This is a genomic window from Streptomyces djakartensis, assembly GCF_014651075.1.
GTDB lineage: Bacteria > Actinomycetota > Actinomycetes > Streptomycetales > Streptomycetaceae > Streptomyces > Streptomyces djakartensis.
Genome location: NZ_BMWE01000015.1, coordinates 86,980 through 103,278, shown reverse-complemented (window position 1 = coordinate 103,278; position 16,299 = coordinate 86,980). Strand labels below are relative to the sequence as shown.

The 16,299-nt window shown below is 69.4% G+C and carries 13 protein-coding genes; 8 read left to right on the top strand and 5 right to left on the bottom strand.

From position 1 onward, the window contains the following. The first annotated feature begins 44 nt into the window (after positions 1-44). The 7 genes from IE212_RS24945 (at position 45) to IE212_RS24915 (ending at position 7,923) form a co-directional block, all read left to right on the top strand. Positions 45-980: a carbohydrate ABC transporter permease gene (locus tag IE212_RS24945; protein WP_190200176.1), complete on the top strand. Its 936-nt coding sequence runs from the start codon at positions 45-47 to the stop codon at positions 978-980. Continuing rightward, positions 977-1,873 carry a carbohydrate ABC transporter permease gene (locus IE212_RS24940; RefSeq protein WP_190200175.1) on the top strand — a complete coding sequence of 299 codons (897 nt, stop codon included), beginning with the start codon at positions 977-979 and terminating at the stop codon, positions 1,871-1,873. Before IE212_RS24945 ends, IE212_RS24940 begins: the two co-directional genes overlap by 4 nt. A 92-nt stretch (positions 1,874-1,965) precedes the next feature. Further along, a complete protein-coding gene (locus tag IE212_RS24935; RefSeq protein ID WP_190200174.1) occupies positions 1,966-3,141 on the top strand; it encodes a Gfo/Idh/MocA family protein in 1,176 nt (391 codons plus the stop codon). Then, positions 3,138-3,983: a DUF6807 domain-containing protein gene (locus tag IE212_RS24930; RefSeq protein ID WP_190200173.1), complete on the top strand. Its 846-nt coding sequence runs from the start codon at positions 3,138-3,140 to the stop codon at positions 3,981-3,983. The genes IE212_RS24935 and IE212_RS24930 overlap by 4 nt, the downstream gene beginning before the upstream one ends. Before the next feature lie 330 nt (positions 3,984-4,313). Next, positions 4,314-5,660 carry an ABC transporter substrate-binding protein gene (locus IE212_RS24925; protein ID WP_190200172.1) on the top strand — a complete coding sequence of 449 codons (1,347 nt, stop codon included), beginning with the start codon at positions 4,314-4,316 and terminating at the stop codon, positions 5,658-5,660. 124 nt (positions 5,661-5,784) lie between these two features. After that, the gene (locus IE212_RS24920) at positions 5,785-6,576 is read left to right on the top strand and encodes a rhamnogalacturonan acetylesterase (protein ID WP_190200171.1); all 792 of its coding nucleotides are present in this window, start codon (positions 5,785-5,787) and stop codon (positions 6,574-6,576) included. A gap of 33 nt (positions 6,577-6,609) precedes the next feature. Beyond that, positions 6,610-7,923, top strand: coding sequence for a pectate lyase family protein (locus IE212_RS24915; RefSeq protein ID WP_190200170.1), 1,314 nt, complete (start codon positions 6,610-6,612; stop codon positions 7,921-7,923). A 142-nt stretch (positions 7,924-8,065) separates the two neighbouring features. Here IE212_RS24915 and IE212_RS24910 read toward each other — a convergent pair whose 3' ends face one another. The 4 genes from IE212_RS24910 to IE212_RS24895 form a co-directional block, all read right to left on the bottom strand. Further along, a complete protein-coding gene (locus IE212_RS24910) occupies positions 8,066-10,273 on the bottom strand; it encodes a glycoside hydrolase family 43 protein (protein ID WP_190200169.1) in 2,208 nt (735 codons plus the stop codon). A 337-nt stretch (positions 10,274-10,610) separates the two neighbouring features. Continuing rightward, on the bottom strand, positions 10,611-11,444 hold the full coding sequence (locus tag IE212_RS24905; RefSeq protein ID WP_190200168.1) for a pectate lyase: 834 nt from the start codon (positions 11,442-11,444) through the stop codon (positions 10,611-10,613). A 126-nt stretch (positions 11,445-11,570) separates the two neighbouring features. Continuing rightward, entirely contained in the window at positions 11,571-12,422 is an 852-nt protein-coding gene (locus tag IE212_RS24900; protein ID WP_190200167.1) for a hypothetical protein, read from the bottom strand. Further along, positions 12,419-13,018, bottom strand: a complete 600-nt coding sequence (locus IE212_RS24895; RefSeq protein ID WP_190200166.1) for a SigE family RNA polymerase sigma factor — start codon at positions 13,016-13,018, stop codon at positions 12,419-12,421. Before IE212_RS24895 ends, IE212_RS24900 begins: the two co-directional genes overlap by 4 nt. Before the next feature lie 269 nt (positions 13,019-13,287). Between IE212_RS24895 and IE212_RS24890 the strand changes: the two genes are divergently transcribed. Further along, the gene (locus IE212_RS24890; RefSeq protein WP_190200165.1) at positions 13,288-14,745 is read left to right on the top strand and encodes an NCS2 family permease; all 1,458 of its coding nucleotides are present in this window, start codon (positions 13,288-13,290) and stop codon (positions 14,743-14,745) included. A gap of 74 nt (positions 14,746-14,819) precedes the next feature. On the opposite strand, the gene IE212_RS24885 is transcribed toward IE212_RS24890, so the two are convergent. Then, a complete protein-coding gene (locus IE212_RS24885) occupies positions 14,820-16,277 on the bottom strand; it encodes a peptidoglycan D,D-transpeptidase FtsI family protein (protein WP_190200235.1) in 1,458 nt (485 codons plus the stop codon). Positions 16,278-16,299 lie beyond the last annotated feature (22 nt).

The window sequence follows — 16,299 nt, the reverse complement described above, 5'->3', positions numbered from 1 at the left end:
GAAAGCGCTTCCCGCACGACCGTACCGAGATCGGAGACCCTGTCATGGCCCAAGCCGCAGCCGTGGCGAAACCGCCCGCGCCACCCCGGCGGCGCCGTGCCTCCGCCACACCGCGCGGGCTCCCGTACCTGCTGATCGCGCCGGCCGCCCTGCTCATGCTGGGCTTCATCGCCTACCCGGTCGTCAGCGTCTTCTACTACAGCCTGCAGAACTACAACCCCACCAAGCCGTGGCGGAACGGATTCGCGGGCTTCGACAACTTCGTCCACGCCTTCACCGAGGACCCGGTCTTCCGGGACACGCTGGTCTTCAGCGCCAAGTGGGTCTTCGTGGAGGTCGGACTCCAGCTGCTGTTCGGTCTCGCGCTGGCGCTCATCGTCAACCAGACCTTCGTCGGCCGGGGCCTGGGGCGCGCCCTGGTCTTCTCCCCGTGGGCCGTCTCCGGCGTGCTGACCTCCGCGATCTGGGTGCTGCTCTACAACTCCCAGACGGGCATCACCCGTTACCTCGCGGACCTGGGCGTCGGCTCGTACGGCACCAGCTGGCTGTCGGACACCTCCACGGTGTTCCCGGCGGCGGTCGTGGCCGACCTGTGGCGCGGGGTGCCGTTCTTCGCGATCCTCATCCTCGCCGACCTCCAGTCCGTCTCGAAGGACCTGTACGAGGCCGCCGAGGTCGACGGGGCCGGCCGGCTGAAGCAGTTCTGGCACATCACGCTGCCGCACCTGAAGGACGCCATCATCCTGTCCACGCTGCTGCGCGCGGTGTGGGAGTTCAACAACGTCGACCTGCTCTACACCCTGACCGGCGGCGGCCCCGCGGGCGAGACCACGACGCTGCCGCTGTACATCGCCAACACGTCCGTCGACGCCCACAACTTCGGATACGCGTCGGCCCTGACCACGGTGGCGTTCGTGATCCTGCTCTTCTGCTCGATGGTCTACCTGCGGCTGAGCAAGTTCGGAGGCGAGAGCAAGTGAGCGTCAAGGAAGCCACCAAGGCGGCGCCCGCACCCGTGCGCGCCACCCCCGAACCGGCCCGGCCCGTGAAGAAGAACCGCGCCTGGGACGAGGCCCCCCGCTGGCAGATCTATCTGCCCCTGGGCATCTACCTCCTCTTCACCCTCATCCCCTTCTACTGGATTCTGCTCTTCTCGCTGCGCCCGGCCGGCTCGACCTCGCTCGTGCCCTGGCCGGTCACCTTCGAGCACTTCGAGAAGGTGTGGACGGAGCGCAGCTTCGGCACCTACTTCACCAACAGCGTCCTCGTCGGCGTGGCCACCCTGCTCATGACCACCCTCGTCGCGCTGGCCGGCGGCTACGCCCTCGCCCGGTTCGACTTCAAGGTCAAGCGGGTGTTCATGCTGGCCCTGCTCTGCTCCCAGTTCGTGCCGGGGGCGCTGCTCCTGGTGCCGCTGTTCGAGATCTTCGCCGAACTGCGGATGATCAATTCGCTGGGCAGTGTCATCCTCGCCGAGACGGTGTTCCAGCTGCCCCTGTCGATGATCCTGATCAGCAACTTCATCAAGAACGTGCCGTACTCCCTGGAGGAGGCGGCCTGGGTGGACGGCTGCAACCGCATGACGGCCTTTCGGATCGTGGTGCTGCCGCTGCTGCGGCCCGGCCTCATCGCCGTCGGCTCGTTCGCCTTCGTCCACTCCTGGAACCACTTCCTGTTCGCCCTGATGTTCCTCAACAACCAGGACAAGCAGACGATCCCCGTCGGCCTCAACTCCCTGATGAGCGCCGACAGCGTCGACCTCGGCGCGCTCGCCGCGGGCGGCATCATCGCGGCCGTGCCGGTCGTGATCGTGTTCGCCTTCATCCAGAAGTGGCTGATCACCGGGTTCAGCGCGGGGGCGGTGAAGGGATGACGCCGGATGGACAGCTGCGCGGCGGCCGGCCGGGCGGTGGCCAGCGGCGGGGGAGCGGGGCGGACACCGTGACCGGTCGCATGATCGACTCCATGAGCGAACCCCTGACCACACCACTGCCCGTCGTCCTCGCCGGCGCCCGCGGGCACGGCCGCTGGCACATCGAGAACATCCGCCGCCTGCAGAAGCGGGGCATCGTACGGCTGGTGGGCGTCTGCGAGCTGACGCCGCTGACCGAGGCGGAGCTCGGCGACCTGGGCGCGCCCGAGCAGTCCGCCGACTTCGGCGCCCTGCTGGACTCCACCGGCGCCCGGATCGCCGTGATCTGCACCCCGATCCCGACCCACACCGACCTCGCCCTCACAGCGGCCGAGCGGGGCGTGCACCTCCTCCTGGAGAAGCCGCCCGCCCCCTCGTACGCCGAGTTCCGCCGGATGGCCGACGCAGTCGCGGCCGCCGGGGTCGCCTGCCAGATCGGCTTCCAGTCGCTGGGCTCGCACGCCCTGCCCGCCATCCGCGAGCTGGTCGGCCAGGGGGCGATCGGCTCGCTGGTCGGGCTCGGCGGGGGCGGAGCCTGGGTGCGCGACGAGGACTACTTCAAGCGTGCGCCCTGGGCGGGCAAGCGGCGGCTGAACGGCGTCGACGTGATCGACGGGGCGCTGACCAACCCGCTCGCCCACGCCGTCGCCACCGCCCTCGCCCTGGGCGGCAGCACCCGGGCCGAGGACGTCACCGGCATCGAGACGGAGCTGCTGCGCGCCAACGCCATCGAGTCCGACGACACCTCCTGCGTCCGGATCGCCACCGCGCAGGGCCACCCGGTCACCGTCGCCGCGACCCTGTGCGCCGAGGCGGCGGACGAGCCGTACGTGCTGGTGCACGGCAGCAGCGGCCGGATCACCTTCTGGTACAAGCAGGACCGGGTGCTGCTCCAGCGCGCGGGCCACGGCCCCCAGGAGTCCGACCACGGCCGCACCGACCTGCTGGAGAACCTCGTCGCGCACCTCACCACCGGGGCGGACCTGCTCGTCCCGCCGGACGAGACGGGCGCCTTCATGAAGGTCGTGGAGGCCATCCGGACCGCGCCCGACCCGGCGCCGCTGCCGGACACCGCCTGGCACCGGATCCCCGACGAGAACCGCCGGGTCGTCCCCGGCATCGACGGACTCGTCGCGGCCGCCGCCGACACCCTCTCCCTCTACTCGGAACTCGGCGCCCCCTGGGCGACGGCCCGGGAACACCAGTCGAACGAGGTGAGCAACCGATGACCAGCAACGACACGGCCGTCCTGCGCGTCGCGGGCCGGCCGGTCGGACGGTACGTCACCCGGCCCGAGCTGCCCGCCCGGCTCTCCCCGCGCCCGTACCTGCACCCCGTCACCACCCTGGCCGGCACGCCCGTGACCGAGACGAGCCCGGCCGACCACACACACCACCTCGGCGTCGGTGTCGCCGTTCCCGACGTCGGGGGGTTCAACTTCTGGGGCGGGCGCACCTACGTCCGCGACCAGGGCCCGACCGAACTCGACAACCACGGCTCCCAGCGGCACGTCACCTTCCAGCTGCGCGACCCGGACGGCTTCGTCGAGGAACTGCGCTGGGCGGCCCCGGCCGGCGAACTGCTGCGCGAGCGCCGCACGGTCGCGGCCACCGAGCTCACCGACCGGGCCTGGGCGCTGGATCTCACCTTCTCCCTCACCAACGTCACCAAGGCCCCGCTGTCGATCGGCAGCCCCGCGACCAACGGACGCCCGGGCGCCGCCTACGGCGGCTTCTTCTGGCGGGCCCGCAAGGAGGAGGAGCCGCCGGTCGTCTTCACCCCCGGCGCCGAGGGCGAGACCGAGGCGCACGGCAGCCGCGCCGACTGGCTCGCCCTGGCCGGCTCCACCTGGACGCTGGTCTTCGCCGGGGCCACCGAACAGACCCGCCGCGACCCGTGGTTCGTACGCACCGAGGAGTACCCGGGTGTCGGCTCCTGCCTGGCGTACGACGAGCGGCTGCCGGTCCCGCCGGGTGAGACCGTCGTACGCCGGGTCGTCACCGTGGTCGCCGACGGCCGCCTCGACCGGGACGCCGCGGCGGCCCTCGTCCGCAAGGCGGTGAGCCTGTGACGACCTCGCCACCCCGTGGCGCTGGGTCGGCGCGCTGCTCGGCCTCTTCGCCCTCGCCCCCGTAGGGGTGGGGCACCCGGGCGCGGCGACCTTCACGCAGTTCGGAGTCACACCGACAGGAGCGGGCCTTCGCGGCGGGACGCCCACTTCACCGAGTACCGCCACCACGGCCCGGGCGTGACGGTCACCGCCGACCGTCCGCAGCCGAGCGACAAGGCGGCGCGGCCCCACACGGCACCGCCTCTCTCAGGGGGACGCCGGGGCGCCCCATGCCCCGCACCGGCCCCACACCTTCAAGTTCCGCTGGATCCGGAAGAAGAGAGCCGACCAATGAAGATCAGCAATCGCAGAAGCAGGCGCGCGGCCACGGCCGTCGCCCTGGGGGCCGTGCTCGCCCTGACCGCGACCGCCTGTGGTGACGACGGCAGCGGCGCCGGTGACAAGGGCGCCGAGGGAAGCGGCAAGGGCAGGATCGTCTTCTGGGACAACAACGGCGGTGTCCGCACCGAGATCTGGAAGGAGATCATCGCCGACTTCGAGAAGGCCAACCCGGACATCAAGGTCGAGTACGTCGGGATCGCCGCGACCGAGTACCAGTCGAAGGTCGACACGGCCCTGCAGGGCGGCGGGCTGCCGGACGTCGGTGGCGTGGGCGCGGCGATGCTCGCCGGGTTCGCCGCGCAGGGCGCGCTGGAACCGCTGGACGAGCGGGTCGCCAAGTCCTCGCTGGACGGCAAGCTCAACAAGGACATGGTCGAGTCGCTGAAGGCGGCCGGCGGGGGCGACGACAAGCTGTACTCGGTCCCGACCTCCGCGAACAACGGTGTGCTGTACTACCGCACCGACCTGTTCCAGAAGGCGGGCCTCAAAGAGCCGACGACCTGGGAACGGTTCTTCGAGGCCGCGGACAAGCTCACGAACAAGGGCAAGAACGAGTTCGGGTACACCATTCGTGGTGGCGCGGGCTCCATCGCGCAGGCCCTGGACGCCATGTACGGGCAGTCGGGGATCACCTCGTTCTGGGACTCCAGTGGTGAGAAGACCACGGTGAACGACCCCAGGAACGTGGCCGCGCTGGAGAAGTACGCGGGCCTGTACAAGAAGGTCACGCCGGCCGCCGACCTCAACAACGACTTCACGAAGATGGTCGCGCAGTGGGACTCCGGCACGATCGGGATGCTGAACCACAATCTCGGGTCGTACCAGGACCATGTGAAGGCGCTCGGGGTCGACAGGTTCCGGGGCATTCCACAGCCGACCGGACCGGGCGGCAAGCGGGTCCAGGTCTCCAATCCGGTGGACGGCCTGGGGTTGTTCAAGAGCGGCAAGAACAAGGAAGCCGCCTGGAAGTTCATCGAGTTCGCCACGTCCAAGGCGGAGAACTCGAAGTTCAACGAGACGGCGGGGCAGGTGCCGTCGAACACGGACGCGGCGAAGGACGCGTGGATCTCGAAGGCCGAGCCCACGAAGCTGGCCGCCGACGCGTTGTCGGACGGGTCGACCACGATCGTGCAGCTGCCGTACTACCTGCCGGACTGGAACACGATCTCCAAGGCCGACAACGAGCCGAACTTCCAGAAGGTGCTGCTCGGGAAGATGAGCCCGAAGTCATTCCTGGACACGTTGGCCGAGCAGTTGAACGCCGCGCAGGAGGAGTGGGATCAGCAGCAGGGCTGACGCGCTGCTCGGTCTCGTCGCGGGGCGGCCTGCGAAATCGCAGGGTGCGGGCCGTCCCGTGGCCGATCGCGCAGTTCCCCGCGCCCCTGACGGCGTGGCCCCCGTCCCCGTGAAAGGAGTCCGCGTGTCTCTCAGCCGAAGACAAGCCGCTGTCGCCGTGGCATCCGTGCCGCTTGCGTGGTCGTTGACCGGTACCGCTCATGCCGGTGGCCGCCGCCGTACGGTCTACATCGCCGGTGATTCCACCGCCGCACAGAAGTACGCGAACGCCGCGCCTGAGACCGGGTGGTGTATGGCCCTGCCGTTCTTTCTGCGCAAGGACCTGCCGGTCGCCAACCATGCGGTCAACGGGCGCAGTTCGAAGAGCTTCGTGGTCGAGGGCCGGCTCGCGGCCGTCCTCTCTGCGATACAGCCCGGCGATTTCCTGCTCATCCAGTTCGCCCACAACGACGAGAAGGCGCAGGACCCGGCCCGCTACACCGAGCCCTGGTCGACGTATCAGGAGTTCTTGCGGATGTACGTCGACGGGGCCAGGGCCCGTGGGGCGCGTCCGGTGCTGGCCACGTCCGTGGAGCGGCGCAGGTTCGACGCGAGCGGGAAGGCCGTGCCGACGCACGGTGAGTACCCCGCGGCCATGCGGGCGCTCGCAGCCGAGGAGCGGGTCGCGCTGCTGGACGTCCAGGCGCTGTCGCTCGCCCTGTGGCAGGAGCTCGGGGTCGAGGAGACGAAGAAGTACTTCAACTGGACCGCGTCCGAGCAGGACAACACGCACTTCGCTCCGTCCGGCGCGATCGCCGTGGCCCGGCTGGTGGCACGGGAGATGCTCCGGACCCGGGTGCTCGGGCCGCGCGATGTGCGCCGGCTGGAGACGGAGATCCCCGAGGCGTGGATCACCTGGCCCGAGGCCTTGGCGTAACACCCCGAGACGATGAAGGAAGAGAGCCGCACCATGAACGTTCGAAACTGTCATGATCATGCCATATTCGGCGGGGTCGTCGTGGTGGCCGGGTGCGCCGCACTCGTGCTGTCCCTGAGCGGTACCGGCGCGCAGGCCCAGCCGCGGGACGTGGCGCGCCAGACCCTCGGAGCGGGCGACGGGTGGGGCTCGTACGGCACCGGCACCACCGGCGGTGCCGCCGCCGACACCGCGCACGTCCACACCGTCACCACCTGGGAGCAGTTCAAGGCCGCCCTGAAGGACGGCGGGTCGGCACCGAAGATCATCAAAGTGACGGGGATGATCGACGCCGTCTCCCAGGGCTGCGAGGCGTTCGAGGCCGAGGGGTACGACCTCCAGAAGTACCTCGCCGCCTACGACCCGGCCGTCTGGGGGCACGACACGCCCGTCAGCGGCGAGCAGGAGGAGCTGCGGGCCGCGTCCGCCGCCCGGCAGGACCAGGCCATCAAGGCGATCGTGCCCGCCAACACCACGATCATCGGCGTGGGGAAGGGCTCGGGGATCCTCGGCGGCAGCCTGCAGATCAAGGGCGTCGACAACGTCATCGTCCGCAACCTCACCGTCGAGGCCCCGATCGACTGCTTCCCGCAGTGGGACCCGACCGACGACAACAGGACCGGCGCCTGGAACAGCGAGTACGACGCGGTGGTGGTCTACGGCTCCACACACGTGTGGGTCGACCACAACACGCTGACCGACGGCCGTCACCCCGACAGTGCGCTGCCGTCCTACTTCGGCAAGACCTACCAGCGGCACGACGGACTGCTCGACGTCGTGCGCGGCTCCAACCACGTGACGGTGTCCTGGAACTCCTTCAAGGACCACGACAAGACCATGCTGATCGGCAACAGCGACGGCGCCACCGCCGACGACTCCGGCAAACTGAAGGTCACGCTGCACCACAACCGCTTCGAGGGCATCGTCGAGCGCGCGCCGCGCGTCCGCTTCGGACAGGTCGACTCGTACAACAACCACTTCGTCGTCACCAAGGGCCAGAAGTGGGGCTACGTCTACGGCATCGGCAAGGAGTCCCGGCTCGTCGCCGAGCACAACGCGTTCACGCTGGCCCAGGGCGTCAGCCCGGCGAAGATCCTCAAGAAGTGGAACGAGGCGCCGGTCACCGCGGGCGGCAACGTCGTCAACGGCAGGGCGGTCGACCTGATCGCCGTGCACAACGCGGAGATTCCCGCGGAGACGCTGCAGCCGGGTGCCGGCTGGACGCCGGCCCTGCGGGCGGACCTCGACCCGGCGAAGGCCGTCCCGGGCATCGTCGGCGCCCGCTCGGGCGCCGGCCGCGTCCGCTGATCCTGCCGCTCTCGAACCGGCCGGGGCGGCCCGCGTCGCCGAGGAGCGGATACGGATGAAGACGTGGCCAAGGCTCGGCCACGTCTTCACCGCTCCCGTGCAGGACGACGTCCTCAGCCGCCTCGACGACGTCCTGTGAGGCTCATCGCCGTACCGGCTCGACCCCCTCCAGCGTCGGAACCACCGGCTTGATGCCGCCGTCCGCCGCGAACTCCATGCGGTCGACGGTGGTCTCACGGTGCATGCCGTCACCGCCCGGCCTGCCCGGGCCGTTCAGGGCGAAGCGGTGGTAGACCATGTACCAGTCGTCGGTGCCGGGGGTGTTCACCACCGAGTGGTGACCGGTGCCGAGGATGCCGTACTCGGGCCGCTTCTCGAGGATCGTCCCGCGCTTGGTCCACGGGCCGAGCGGGGACGGTCCCGTGGCGTACGCGACGTGGTAGTTCTCGCTGCGGGTGTCGTCCTCCGACCACATGAAGTAGTAGGTGCCCTTCCGCTTGACCACGAACGAGCCCTCGCGGAAGTCGGCCGGGGTGATGTCCTTCACCTTCGCCGCGTCGTAGGACACCATGTCGTCGCCCAGCGGCACGACGTACCCGTGGCCGTTGCCCCAGTACAGATACGCCTGGCCGTCGTCGTCCGTGAAGACCGACGGGTCGATCATCTGGCCCTTCAGGGCGCCGCCCTTGGCGACCAGCGGCTTGCCGAGCGCGTCCTTGAAGGGGCCTGCGGGGGAGTCGGCCACCGCCACGCCGATCTGCTGCTCGGCGCAGAAGTAGAAGTAGTACTTGCCGTTCCGCTCGGCGATCGCGGGCGCCCAGGCGTACTTGTCGGCCCAGCTCACGTCAGGGCCGAGATCGAGGATGACGCCGTGGTCCTTCCAGTCGACCAGGTCCTTCGACGAGTACGCCTTGAACTTGGTGCCGCTCCAGCCCTGGAAGCCGTCCGTCGTGGGGTAGATCCAGTATCTGCCGTTCAGGTAGTGGACGTCCGGGTCGGCGTTCAGGCCCGGCAGCATGGGGCTGCGGGTGCGGACCGCCTCGACCGTCCAGGTGCGCTTGGTGCCGTCGGCGGCCGTCACGGTGTACTTCTGCGGCTTGCGGAAGTCCCGGCGGGTACCGGACCTCGGGCTGAGCGTGGCGCCCTTTGAGACCCACAGCTTCGGGGCGAGGCCCCGCAGATCGGCCTTCGGCTCCATCGGGAGAACGACCTTCGAGGCGCTCTCCGTGACGATCGAGTACCCCTTCTGGCGCGCCGCCGTCGCGTCCACCACCGAGGTCGGGGTGCTCGGGTAGGCCGCCAGCAGCCGGTCGTACTCCTGCTGCGTCACCGGGAGCACCGTGCCGTGCCGGGGGCTCGCCGGGAGCTGGTAGTCCGTGGACGGGGTCCACTCGCCGGAGGCGAGGTCGGTGGTCTCGAAGGGCAGGTAGCCGCGACCGCCGTACTCGTCGATGAACAGGTACCACTTCTTCTCGGTGTTGGACTTGAACACCGTCGGGCCCTCACCGCGGTCCATCGCGCCCTTGCCGATGCAGTCGGCCACGAAGTCGTACTTCGTCGACGTCAGTGAAGCCGACTTCTCGCCGGTGATGAACTTCGAGCAGGGGCTGGAGGAGCTGGGGTCCCGCTCGTCCTTGGTGTAGCGGTAGTACTCGTCCTTGTGCTTGACGACCGTGGAGTCGATCACCGAGTAGCCGGGGTCGTTCCAGATCTTCGGCTCGCTGAAGGTCCGGAAGTCCTTGGTGGTCGCGTACATCATCTTGTTGTACGTGTTGCCCTTGTGCTCCGGGTCGTCGTCGGCGTACAGCTTCGACGCCCAGAACACGACGTACGCGTCGAGCTCGTCGTCCCAGTAGGCCTCCGGGGCCCAGGTGTTGCCCGCGTTGTCCGGGGAGACCTTCACCAGCCGCTGGTCGGTCCAGTTGACCAGGTCGGTGGACTCCCAGACCATGATCGACTTGCTGCCGTGCCGCTGGACCTGGTCCCAGCTGCCGCTGGAGTTCTGGTACATGCGCAGGTCGGTGGCGATCAGGAAGAACTTGTCGCCCTCGGGGGAGCGGATCACGAACGGGTCGCGCAGGCCCTTCTCGCCGGTGGTCGACGTCAGGACCGGCTTGCCGGCGTTCAGCTCACGCCAGTGCAGCGCGTCGTTGCCCCGGCTCAGGGCGTACCGGATCTGCTCGCCGTCGGCCGTGCCCTCGCCCGTGAAGTAGGCGAAGAGATAGCCGGCGTACTTCGGGTGCTTCACGGGTGGTGCTCCGGATTCCGCGGTGCTGGGCGGCGCGGTGAGAAGGGTCAGGAGAAGGCCCGTCAGGGCCAGGAGCGGCAGCAGGCGCGTGCGGGGGCGCATGACACTTCCTGTCGAAGTATGGGGGGTTCTGTTGAATACAGCCTTCGGAGTTTCACCGGACGGGGGCAGGGCGTCAACGGGTGTGCGGGAGGCCGGTGGTTCCGAAAGTTTCGGAAGCGGTGGGCGCGCCGCGCACGTGACGACGCCCCCGCCGGTGCGAAACGGCGGGGGCGCCCTGCGCACCGGCCGAGGGGGGCTCGGACGGTGCCGTTCGGCCGCCCGGAGGGGGGCTCCGGATGGCCGCGGTGCCGAACGTCCGACTGGGGGCCCGGACATCCGGCAGCCGGCCGGCCCAAGGGGGGTTTCGGGCCGACCGGAGCTCAGGAGAGGTGCGGACTCACTGGTAACTGATGTCCGACGCCTCGAACTTGCAGGTCTTGCCGTCAGGGCCGGGCGGGGTCAGCTCCTTGGGCTCCTTGCCCGTGTTGTTGCCCTCGAAGCGCACACACGTCTTGATCTTTTTCTTGCCGTCGCCGTGGACACGGACCTTCGACAGCGTGGCGGTGTCGCCGTAGTTCTCGTTGACGCCGACGATCGAGTTCATCGGCGCGGTCACGTCGATGTCGTTCAGCACGATCGTGCGCTTGTACTGCGTCTTGCAGTTGCCGCAGGAGCGGACCAGCTTGCCGGCGTCTCGCACCTGGAAGCCCGACACGTTCAGCGTGCCGGCGCCGTTGAACTGCAGCACCTTGTCGTCGGCGTTCTTCGCGCCGCCGCCGATCACCTTGTACACCGCGGACGCCGACTTGCCCTTGAAGCTGGCCGCGTCCTCGCCGACGTCCAGCCACCACACGTTCTGCAGCGTGCAACTGCCCTTGCAGTGCACACCGTCCGCGGCCGGGGTGCCGATGACGACGTTCTTGAGGGTGGCGCCGTCGGCCAGTTCGAAGAGAGGGGGCTGGCCCTCCTTCTGGTCGTCGGAGGCGAGCGCGCCGGTGCCGTAGAACTTCTTCATCCCGCCGTCGTGGACGCCGGAGACCGGGATGGTCTTCGACACGGGCTTGTCGCCGGTGTCGGAGGGCCAGGGCGAGGCAGCGCTCGCGGTGGACAGCATCGACGTGGTGACCATCGCCGCTCCCGCGATGCCGAACGCCGACAGTCCGGCGATCACCGTTCGCCGCTTGGTGACCCGGCGGCGATGGCGGACGCGCTGTTGTGCTGGTGCAGTCATGTACCGATTCCTCGAGTGGGGGGTGGCTCTTGCGTTCAGTGGTCGCCACCGGCGGGGAAGGGGTTGCCGCGCCTTCAGGTCTTTCTCGAGCGAGCCCGTCATGCACCGCCGTCGCCGAGGGGGCCGCTAGTCGTCCACCGCGGCGAACCCGCCGCCCACGGACAGCCGTTCGGAGCCGGCCGTGGCCGTCACCGTGTAGCGGTCCGCGCCCGCGTCGCGCCCGCCGCGGTCGTGGTCGAACTGTCCCGCGAACACCCACTCGCCCGCCGGTACCCTGCGGCCCTCCTTGAGCGTCCAGGTGTAGTGGACGAAGCCGTCCCGCTCGTCGACCGTGAGGGTGAAGTCGTTCTCGGGCAGCGACCGCCACGCCCCGGCGTTCGAGACCCCGCCGGTCTGCGCGACGCTCAACCGCACGGTCAGCGCCGTCAGTTCCGCACGGGACTTGAGGGTGACGTCGCTCTGCGCCCAGAAGTCGTTGCTGTGCGGATCCACCGAGCCGTCCGACCACAGCGGTCCGTCCTCGGTGGCGGGTGGCCGCCCGGTGACCGAGGTGCTCGGTCTCCTCGGGGGCGGCGGAGCGGACGCGGGCCCCTCCGGCGTGGCGGACGGCGTGTGCCCGGCCGGCGGCGCGGGGGCCCGGCTCGTCGCCTCCGGCGACGGCGTGGGCGTGGGCGTAGGGGTGGGTGTGGGGGTGGGTGGCGTCGCCACTTCCTGCTGCTGCGGGGCGGCCTCCTCGTTCACCGCCGACGCGACCGCGTAACCGCCCACCGCCAGCACGCCCGCCACCGCGGCCGTGGCACCGGCCACCCGCATCCACCCGAACACCGGCGGACGCGGGACCTGGCGACCGGAACCGGCCGGACCGGCCATGCCGCGCTCGACCCGGGCCAGAATGCGCTCCCGGTCGGGCTCATGCGCCCCGGCCGCCTCGTGCAGCCGGGCGCGCAGCTCCCCGGGCACGTCCCGCCGCACGGTCATCGGTCCCTCCCTCCGCCCTCGCCGGTGCGCACGCCCTCGACGGCGGACGAGCAACGGGGTGTGCCCAGCGCCGCGTGCATCCGCTGCGGCACTCCCGGTGTGCCCAGCAGCCGCTGGAGTTCGGCCATGCCCTTCGAGGTCTGGCTCTTCACCGTACCGACCGAGACGCCGAGGGCGAGCGCGGTGTCCCTCTCCGAGAGGTCGAAGGCGTGCCGCAGCACCACACAGGCCCGCTTGCGGAACGGCAGCCTGCGCAGTGCCTCCTGGACGTCGACCACGCCCGCCACGTCCGGATTCTCGATGTTCTCCTCGCGCTGCGACCAGAACAGGGCGATGCGCCGTCGCTCGCGCACCGCGCTGCGGATGCGGGTACGGGCCAGGTTGGCGACCACACCGCGGGCGTACGCCGCCGGACGGTCGGCGGCACGCACCCGGTCCCAGCGGTGCCACAACGCCAGTAACGCGTCCGCCGCCAGGTCGTCGGCGGTGTCCGACTCGCCGGTCAGCAGGTAGGCGAGGCGGGACAGTTCGGCGTAGTGGCGCTCGAAGAAGGCGTGGAACTCCACGGAGGCGGCGTCGTCGACGACAGTGCCCACGGGCGACCTCTCCTCGCAGCGGCTTCGGGCACTCCCTGGCCGGGGTGCTGTGCGTGTCATGTAGATGACATGTGATCATCCGGGGGAGGCCCGGACGGGATCGGGAAGCGTAGCAGCGATCTCAGGATGATTCGTACGGAGCTTCGAACACCGGTTGGCGGACCGGACTCTGATTCCGTTACACGAAGAAAACCTGAATGTGGTTCAACGCAGGGACAATCCAGCCAGCATCCGCACCCTGATCACCCCGGCACCAAGGAGCACGCGTCATGTCCGAACCGCAGCAGGTGACCGACCGGCCGACCGCCGCACCACCCCCGGTGAACAGCCTCGACCGGTTCTTCAGGATCTCCGAGCGGGGTTCCACCTTCGGCCGGGAGTTCCGCGGCGGCTTCGCCACCTTCTTCACGATGGCCTACATCCTTGTCCTGAATCCCATCATCCTGGGCAGCGCCAAGGACAAGTTCGGGCACCAGCTGGACGCCGTCCAGCTCACCACGGCCACCGCCCTGGTGGCCGCGGTCATGACGATCATCATGGGCGTCGCGGGCAATCTGCCGCTCGCGCTCGCCACCGGACTCGGCCTCAACGCCGTGGTCGCCTTCCAGATCGCCCCGCTGATGAGCTGGGACGACGCGATGGGCCTGATCGTCCTGGAAGGCCTGCTGATCTGCGTGCTGGTGGTGACCGGTCTGCGCGAGGCCGTCATGCACGCCATACCCCAGCCGCTCAAGCAGGCGATCAGCGTCGGCATCGGCTTGTTCATCGCCTTCATCGGCTTCGTCGACGCCGGGTTCGTCACTCGCATCCCGGACGCCGCGAACACCACCGTGCCGGTTCAGCTCGGCGGCACCGGCACGCTCACCGGGTGGCCGATGCTGGTCTTCTGCCTCGGCGTGCTTCTCACGATCGGCCTGCTCGCCCGCAAGGTCAAGGGCGCCATCCTGATCAGCATCGTCACGATGACCGCCGTGGCGATAGTGATCAACTCCGTGGCAGACATCAAGACCTGGGGCCTGACCACCCCGTCGTGGCCCGACCGGCTCGTCGACGCCCCGGACTTCGGCCTCATCGGCGACTTCGACCTGTTCGGCGCGTTCAGCGCCCCCGGCGTCGGTGTGATCACCGTCGTCCTGCTGGTCTTCACCCTGATCCTGTCCGACTTCTTCGACACCATGGGCACGGTCGTCGGCATCAGCGCCGAGGCCGGGCTGCTGGACGAGGAGGGCAAGGTGCCGAACCTCGGCCGGGTGCTGCTGATCGACGGCGCGGCGGCGGTCGCGGGCGGCGCGGCCTCCGCCTCCTCGGCGACCTCCTACATCGAGTCGGCGGCCGGTGTCGGCGAGGGCTCGCGCACCGGCTTCTCCAACCTCGTCACCGGCGGCCTGTTCGGCCTGGCGCTGTTCCTGACCCCGCTGCTCACCATCGTCCCGCTGCAGGCCGCAGCCCCGGCGCTGGTCGCGGTGGGCTTTTTGATGATGACCCAGGTCAAGCACATCGACTGGGACCGGTACGACATCGCCATCCCGGCCTTCCTCACCATCGCCGTGATGCCGTTCACCTACTCCATCAGCAACGGCATCGGCGCCGGCTTCCTCGCGTACGTCCTCATCAAGACCGTGCTCGGCAGGGCCAAGGAGGCCCACTGGCTGCTGTGGGGGACCTCGGCGCTGTTCCTCGTGTACTTCGCGATCGACCCCATCGAGCAGCTCCTCGGAGCGAAGTGACGAGGACGGGCCGCCCCCGGGGGGATGGGGGCGGCCCGTCTCGTCTCTACAGACGGCTTTCAACCATCCGAGGTTCAGTCCTTGAGGGCCGCTTCCATCATCGCCCTGGCGACCGGCGCGGCCAGCCCGTTGCCGCTGACCTCCGAGCGGGCCGCGTCCGACTGCTCGACGACGACCGCCACGGCGACCTCCTTGTCCGACGAAGCGGACCTGCCGTACGAGGTGAACCAGGCGTACGGAACCTGGCTGTTGTTCTCGCCGTGCTGGGCGGTACCCGTCTTGCCACCCACGGTGGCGCCCGGAACCTGCGCGTTGGTACCCGTGCCCTCCTCCACCACGGTCTGCATCGCCGACTGCAACTGCTCGGCGGTCGAGGAGCTGACGATCTCCTTGCTGCCCGCGCCGTCGTCGTAGTCCTGCAACACATTGCCGCCGCTGTCGGTGATCTGCGAAACCATATGCGGTGAGACCAGCTTGCCGCCGTTTGCTATGGCCGCCGACACCATGGCCATCTGAAGCGGCGTCGCCGTGACATCGAACTGGCCGATGCCGGTCAGTGCCGTCTGCGACGGGTGCATGTCCGACGGGTACACGCTCGGGTAGGCCCGGACCGGCACATCCAGCCTGTCGTCGTTGAAGCCGAACTTCTCGGCCATCGCCTTCACCTTGTCCTGGCCCAGGTCGACGGCCATCTTCGCGAAGACGTTGTTGCAGGAGTACTGCAGCGCCGTACGGATCGTGGCGTTCGTGCAGGGCGCGTTCGGGTTCTCGTTCGAAAGGTCGCGGGTGGTGCCCGGCAGCCTGTACGGGTCGGGGCTGTCGGTCCTCTCGTCCACCGACGAGTACAGCTCGTCCTCCAGCGCGGCCGCCGCCACGACCAGCTTGAACGTCGAGCCGGGCGGCAGCGGCTGCCGCAGCGCACGGTTGGTCAGCGGCTTCTCCGGGTCGCCGGTGAGCTTCTTCCAGGCGGCTCCCGCCGTGTTGGCGTCCGTCAGCGACGACGGGTCGTACGACGGGCTCGACACGACCGCGAGGATCCTGCCGGTCCCCGGGTCGATGGCGACGGCGCCGCCCTTCTTGTCACCGAGGGCGTCGTACGCCGCCTTCTGTACGTCCGGGTCGATCGTCGTGACCACGTTGCCCGGGGCGGCCCGCTGGCTGGTGACGGTGTCCATCACGGACTTCAGACGGCTGTCGGTGCCGTTGAGGAGGTCGGTGTAGATGCCCTCCAGCTGGGTCGGCGCGTACGCCTGCGAGGCGTATCCCGTGACCGCCGCGTACAGCTCACCGTCCGTGTACGTGCGCTTGTACTTGAGATCACCCGTCTTCGTCGGCGCCGAGCCGGTGACCGACCGGCCGCCCACGATGATGTTCCCGAGCGGCGCCGAGTAGGTCAGAATCGCGTTCCGCCGGTTGTCCTTGTCGTCTGCGAGCGCCCGGCCCTCGTAGAACTGCACCCAGGTCGCCCTGCCCAGCAGGGCCAACACCAGCAGCAGCGTGAAGACCGATGCGCGCCTGATCGTCTTGTTCATCCCGAACATGAGGACGAGTGGA

Bases quoted from the DNA above. Each gene is read 5' to 3' on its own strand.
- IE212_RS24945 (WP_190200176.1), top strand. From the start codon at position 45: ATGGCCCAAGCCGCAGCCGTGGCGAAACCGCCCGCGCCACCCCGGCGG.
- IE212_RS24935 (WP_190200174.1), top strand. From the start codon at position 1,966: ATGAGCGAACCCCTGACCACACCACTGCCCGTCGTCCTCGCCGGCGCC.
- IE212_RS24930 (WP_190200173.1), top strand. From the start codon at position 3,138: ATGACCAGCAACGACACGGCCGTCCTGCGCGTCGCGGGCCGGCCGGTC.
- IE212_RS24925 (WP_190200172.1), top strand. From the start codon at position 4,314: ATGAAGATCAGCAATCGCAGAAGCAGGCGCGCGGCCACGGCCGTCGCC.
- IE212_RS24915 (WP_190200170.1), top strand. From the start codon at position 6,610: ATGAACGTTCGAAACTGTCATGATCATGCCATATTCGGCGGGGTCGTC.
- IE212_RS24910 (WP_190200169.1), bottom strand. From the start codon at position 10,273: ATGCGCCCCCGCACGCGCCTGCTGCCGCTCCTGGCCCTGACGGGCCTT.
- IE212_RS24905 (WP_190200168.1), bottom strand. From the start codon at position 11,444: ATGACTGCACCAGCACAACAGCGCGTCCGCCATCGCCGCCGGGTCACC.
- IE212_RS24900 (WP_190200167.1), bottom strand. From the start codon at position 12,422: ATGACCGTGCGGCGGGACGTGCCCGGGGAGCTGCGCGCCCGGCTGCAC.
- IE212_RS24890 (WP_190200165.1), top strand. From the start codon at position 13,288: ATGTCCGAACCGCAGCAGGTGACCGACCGGCCGACCGCCGCACCACCC.
- IE212_RS24885 (WP_190200235.1), bottom strand. From the start codon at position 16,277: ATGAACAAGACGATCAGGCGCGCATCGGTCTTCACGCTGCTGCTGGTG.